A 5,796-nucleotide genomic window follows, 5' to 3' on the forward strand; every position below is an offset into this window, starting at 1 on the left:
TCGCCACGGGGCCGCCGGGGGCGGGGACACCGCGCCCCACGCGCCCCGTGGCGAGGACACCGCGACGGAGACCGGCATCGTGGTCGAGGGCCCGCGGGGCGCGGTCCCCGCCGACCGGGTGCGGCTGGCCCGCTGCTGCACCCCCGTACCGGCCGACGAGGTCACGGCCTTCCCGGTGCGCGGCGGGGGCGTCACGGTGCACCGGGAGAGCTGTCCGGCGGCGTGTCGGATGGCCCGGTCCGGGCGTTCCGCGGTTCCCGTGCGATGGCGGGACACCCCCACCGGCTGCCGGGTCACCCTGCACGCCGAGGCGCTGGGCCGTCCCCATCTGCTCGCCGAACTGACCGAGGCGCTCGCCGAGCACGGCGCCTCGGTGCTCAGCGCCGAGGTCGAACCGCCCAGGGAGCGTCGGGTCCGGCACACCTACACCCTGCGCCTGCCGGATGCCCGTGAGCTGCCCCGCCTCATGCGGGCGATGCGCGGGGTCCCGGGTGTGTACGACGTGGCACGGGCCCTGCGCACCGGCGCCTGACCACGACCCGGCCGGGCCTCCCACCGGGTTTCTCCGGGCCGGTGGGGCGGACGGCCGCGGGGCCCGGGGGACGAAACGGCGCGGAAAATCCGGTGCCCGTGCCGGTGGGGCGTGCGACCATGGAGGGGTACGTTCGGGAGCGGTGGTCGGGAAGCCGGCCGTCCCGGCGGTCGGGAATCCCCCGGGCGCCCCCGGCGTTGAACACCAGGGGAGCCGCGTCCCGCCGGGACCGCCCCGGCGCCCGTTCCGGCGTCCCGACCGCCCCCGCCGCACGCCGGCGGACGGACCACCGGGCCTCCGGCCGGCCCGACGCGCCGAGCGCGCCGCGGCCGGATCGCACGCCGTGCCCCGACCACCACCCGCCGACGTTAGGACGACATTGACCTTCTCTTCCCTTCCTCAGGACCAGCACAGCCGCGCCGCCGGGCGCCGGGCCGATGCCCTGATGGATGAGGACATCGCCCGGACCGCGCTCGACACCGAGCGCGACGGTGAGCAGCTCGACCGCGAGGAACGCGCCGCCCTGCGCCGCGTCGCCGGCCTGTCCACCGAACTCCGGGACGTCACCGAGGTCGAGTACCGACAGCTCCGCCTGGAGCGCGTGGTACTCGTCGGGGTGTGGACCACCGGCACCGCGGAGGACGCGGACAACTCCCTCGCCGAACTGGCCGCGCTCGCGGAGACCGCGGGCGCCATGGTGCTCGACGGCGTCATCCAGCGCCGCGACAAGCCCGACCCGGCCACCTACATCGGCTCCGGCAAGGCCCGCGAACTGCGGGACCTCGTTCTGGAGACCGGGGCGGACACCGTCGTGTGCGACGGTGAACTGAGCCCCGGCCAGCTCATCCACCTCGAGGACGTCGTCAAGGTCAAGGTGGTCGACCGCACCGCCCTGATCCTCGACATCTTCGCCCAGCACGCCACCTCCCGCGAGGGCAAGGCGCAGGTGTCGCTGGCACAGATGCAGTACATGCTGCCCCGGCTGCGCGGTTGGGGTCAGTCACTGTCCCGTCAGATGGGCGGTGGCGGCTCCGGCTCCTCGGGCGGCGGCATGGCCACCCGCGGTCCCGGTGAGACCAAGATCGAGACCGACCGGCGCCGCATCCGCGAGAAGATGGCGAAGCTGCGCCGCGAGATCGCCGCGATGAAGACCGGCCGGGACGTCAAGCGGCAGGAGCGCCGCCGCAACCAGGTGCCCTCGGTCGCCATCGCCGGCTACACCAACGCCGGCAAGTCCTCGCTGCTCAACCAGCTCACCGGTGCCGGGGTCCTGGTGGAGAACGCACTGTTCGCCACCCTCGACCCCACGGTTCGCAGGGCCGAGACGCCGAGCGGCCGGGTCTACACCCTGGCCGACACCGTCGGCTTCGTCCGCCACCTGCCGCACCACCTGGTGGAGGCGTTCCGCTCCACCATGGAGGAGGTCGGCGACGCCGATCTCATCCTGCACGTGGTGGACGGCGCCCACCCCGTGCCGGAGGAGCAGTTGGCCGCCGTGCGCGAGGTGATCCGTGAGGTCGGCGCCGCCGACGTCCCGGAGATCGTCGTGATCAACAAGGCCGACGCCGCCGACCCGCTGGTGCTCCAGCGGCTGTTGCGGGCCGAGAAGCGGGCCCTGGCGGTCTCCGCGCACACCGGTGCCGGCATGGAGGAACTCCTGGAGTGGATCGACCGGGAGCTGCCCCGGCCGGACGTGGAGTTGCGGGTCCTGGTGCCCTACACCGAGGGCTCCCTGGTCTCCCGCGTGCACGCGGAGGGGGAGGTGCTGGCCGAGGAGCACACGGCCGACGGTACCCTGCTCACCGCGCGCGTCCACGAGGAGCTCGCCGCCGACCTGCGACGGGCCGGTCGGGAGACGGCCGTCGTCTGACGCCGCGTCGCGCGCCCGGGCCCGTGCTCGATGGGAAACCATCGTGCACGGGTCCTTCCGCGTTCCGGAGCCGTCCGGTCCACCCCGCCGGGCCTCCACGGTGACGCCCGCGAAAGCCCGTACCGGCCTCCTCGCGCCGATCGTCCCCCGCCTTGTGCACCGGTTCCCGGATCTCCTCCGGGTCGACGGTGGGAACGAGTGTCCGGGCAGGTCTCGGAGCACTGTGGGCGGCGGCGAGGATCGAGTGGGGACGCCTCGTCCTCCGGCACCGTCTGCCCGGGAGGGCGCGCGCGGCCCCCCGTGGTGGCCGCCGCATCCGACCGACCCCGCGGGATGTCACCCCATCCGGTGGCCGGGCCAGCGTGTTGGCCCTCGCGCACCCGGTGTCCGCGTCACAGGTCCTCCCGCAGGGTCCGCATTCGGCCGATCTCCGCGTTCTGCTGGGCGGCGATCTCCCCGGCCAGTTCCCTGACCGCCATGTCACCGGTCTGCGCCAACACGTCGGCGGCCATCACCACCGCGCCCTCGTGATGGGAGATCATCAACTCGAGGAAGAGCCGGTCGAACTCCCCGCCCCGGGCCGCATCCAACTCGGCCAGCTGTTCCGGGGAGGCCATGCCGGGCATGTCGAAGTGGTCGTGTCCGCCGTGGTCCCCGTGTCCGCCGTGGGCATCGGCCCCGTGGCCCCGGTGCTTCTCGTGCGCCTCGTGTCCCTCGTGCTCCTCCAGCCATGCCTCCATGACGGCGATCTCCGGCTCCTGGGCCACCGAGATCCGGCCGGCCAGGCCCCGAACCCGCTCGTTCTCCGCGTGGAGTTCGGCCAGCGCCGTCATCTCCAGGGCCTGCGCGTGGTGCACGGCCATCATCTCCATGAAGGCGAAGTCCGCGGCGACCGGCTCGTCCCGCAGTCGGGCGGCGACCTCCCCGACCTCCTCCGGCGACAGGGTCCGGGCCTCCTCCCCGGGACGGCCGGGGGCGATCACCGCCGGGGCGTCCCCGTCCGCGGACGCCTCGGCGGAACCCTCGGCGGTACAGGCGGTCAGCGGGGTGAGCACCAGGGCCGCGATCACGCGGAGCGCCCGGCCGCGGATGGAGTGACGGACCGTCACGTTTTCTCCTGTGAGGGGGAGTTGCCGGTGGGTGTTCCGGTCACCTCCACTGGTTTCCCTCTGTTGTGATGTACATGCACAGAGGATACTGGGGCCACCCCGAGCACCACTCCTTGAGGCACCCACAGGATCCGGGAGGACCCCACAGTGACGCTGCTCCACAGCCCCCGACGCCGCTTCGTCGGCGCGGCGGCGGGTGTATTCGGCCTGTTGGCCACCTTGTTCGTCGCGAGTCCGGCCGTCGCGACGCCCGGCACCGAGGAGCCGCCGACCGTCCGGGAGATCCCCGGCCACGAGTCGGCCGACACCGACGACCCCGCGATGGGCACCGCCTCCACCGACATCCCGGGCGTGGACGAGATCGTCCACAGCCGCAACATCAGCCATCTGGCAACCGTGCCCGGCGAGGTTCTCCGGGGCACGACCTCCGACATCGCCTTCCGCGACCATTACGCCTTCGTGGGCAACTACGACGGCTTCACCGTCTACGACATCCGCAGGCCCGAGCGGCCGCGCATCATCACCGAGGTGTTCTGCCCCGGCGCGCAGAACGACATCTCCGTGTACGGCGATCTGCTGATCCTGTCGGTGGACTCCTCGCGCAGCGACGACTCCTGCAACAGCACCACCATGCCCGCCACACGGCCCGAGGCGTGGGAGGGCATCCGGGTCTTCGACATCAGCGACCTGCGCGCCCCGAAGTACGTGGCGGCCGTGGAGACCGCCTGTGGCTCGCACACCCACACCCTCGTGCCGGGCAAGGGCGCCGTGTACGTGTACGTCTCCTCGTACTTCCCCCACGCGAGCTACCCCGACTGCCAACCGCCGCACGACGGCATCTCCATCGTCAAGGTGCCGCTGAAGACCCCGCGGAACGCCGAACTCGTCTCCTTCGAGGTGCTCTTCCCCGACGGTGGTTTCCCCGGTGACGCCACCGGTACGGCGACCAGCGGCTGCCACGACATCACCGCCTACCCCGCCCTGCGCCTGGCGGCCGGCGCCTGCCTGGGCGACGGCATCCTGATGGACATCACCGACCCCGAGGCCCCCCGGGTCATCGACCGGGTCCAGGACGCCGAGCACTTCGCCTTCTGGCACTCGGCCACCTTCAGCCAGGACGGCAGCAAGGTCGTCTTCACCGACGAGTTGGGCGGTGGCGGCGCGGCCACCTGCACCGCGGCCATCGGCCCCGAGTACGGCGCCAACGGCATCTACCACATCACCGGCAAGGGCGACCGGCGCAAGCTGGAGTTCCGCAGCTACTACAAGATTCCCCGCCACCAGGCCGACACCGAGAACTGCGTCGCGCACAACGGCTCCCTGATCCCCGCCAAGGGCCGCGACATCATGGTCCAGTCCTGGTACCAGGGCGGCGTCTCGGTGTGGGAGTTCACCGACTCCGACAATCCCGTGGAGATCGGTTGGTTCGACCGGGGCCCGGTCTCCGAGGAACGGCTGACCTTCGGCGGCACCTGGTCGGCCTACTACTACAACGGCCACATCTACTCCAGCGAGCAGCGGGGCCTGGACGTGTTGCGGATCACCGACCCGCGCACCAACAGCGCCCGGAGCGTCAAGCTCAGCGAGTTGAACGTCCAGACCCAGCCGCGCTACCGCTGAGTCCGGACGGCGGCCGGGGCCTCCCGGCCGCCACCGCCACCGCCACCGCCACCCACATCCGGCGGGTGCCGCGGCAGGGCCTCCCCCTCCGGCGGCACCCGCCGGCGCGACCCCGGGGAGAGAAGCGTGTCCGCGAGGAGAACTCCCCATCGGGGGTGGTCCGGTGCGGCTTCCACGGTGTGGGCCTCATGGTTCCTCTTCTCCATGGTCATGGCGGGAGCGGCGGTGCGCGGGGGAGGCTTCCTGGAGGAGGGCGTGAACCGATTGCACTGGTCGGTGGTCATCGCCTATCCCGTGTGGGTGATCCTCCGGTTCGTTCCCGGAGAGGGTTCGGGAGAGAGTCGACTTGTCGATTCCGTCGATGAGGTCCCCGGGCGGGAGGAGCGCCTCCTTCGCCTTCTCTCCCTGGTCGTCCAATCCCTCGTCGTCGTGGCGGTGATCACGACCGTGGGAACCCTGGTGACGCGCCGGGAGGCCGGAGCGGTTCTCCCGGTGCTCCTCGGTGCGTCCTGGATGCTCCCCTACCTGATCGCCACTCTTCTCCTGGCCGTGTTCTGTCTCCTCTCACCGGTGCGGGTCGGTGGGCGTCCCCGGGCCCGGAGAAAAACGACTCCGACACCGTGATGGACCCGGGCCCGACGGGAATCGGCCCGGAGGGCTTTGTC

Annotated in this window: 5 protein-coding genes; 4 read left to right on the forward strand and 1 reads right to left on the reverse strand. The window is 72.2% G+C overall.

The genetic code is table 11. The features are described from left to right. A partial coding sequence (locus FNQ90_RS10525; protein WP_182606131.1) for an ACT domain-containing protein occupies positions 1-532 on the forward strand: 532 nt, incomplete at its 5' end. Between the two features lie 379 nt (positions 533-911). Then, a complete protein-coding gene (gene hflX / locus FNQ90_RS10530) occupies positions 912-2,402 on the forward strand; it encodes a GTPase HflX (RefSeq protein WP_182606132.1) in 1,491 nt (496 codons plus the stop codon). A 392-nt stretch (positions 2,403-2,794) separates the two neighbouring features. Here the strand turns inward: hflX and FNQ90_RS10535 are convergent, their stop codons facing one another. Next, positions 2,795-3,511, reverse strand: a complete 717-nt coding sequence (locus FNQ90_RS10535; protein WP_323379871.1) for a DUF305 domain-containing protein — start codon at positions 3,509-3,511, stop codon at positions 2,795-2,797. Between the two features lie 147 nt (positions 3,512-3,658). Here FNQ90_RS10535 and FNQ90_RS10540 point away from each other — a divergent pair, with 147 nt between their 5' ends. Both FNQ90_RS10540 and FNQ90_RS10545 read left to right on the forward strand, forming a co-directional pair. After that, on the forward strand, positions 3,659-5,131 hold the full coding sequence (locus tag FNQ90_RS10540; protein WP_182606133.1) for an LVIVD repeat-containing protein: 1,473 nt from the start codon (positions 3,659-3,661) through the stop codon (positions 5,129-5,131). Positions 5,132-5,308: 177 nt separating this feature from the next. Further along, entirely contained in the window at positions 5,309-5,755 is a 447-nt protein-coding gene (locus FNQ90_RS10545; RefSeq protein ID WP_182606134.1) for a hypothetical protein, read from the forward strand. The last annotated feature ends 41 nt before the right edge of the window (positions 5,756-5,796 follow it).

Origin of the sequence: Streptomyces alkaliphilus (genome assembly GCF_014141535.1) — a bacterium.
Taxonomy (GTDB): domain Bacteria; phylum Actinomycetota; class Actinomycetes; order Streptomycetales; family Streptomycetaceae; genus Streptomyces; species Streptomyces alkaliphilus.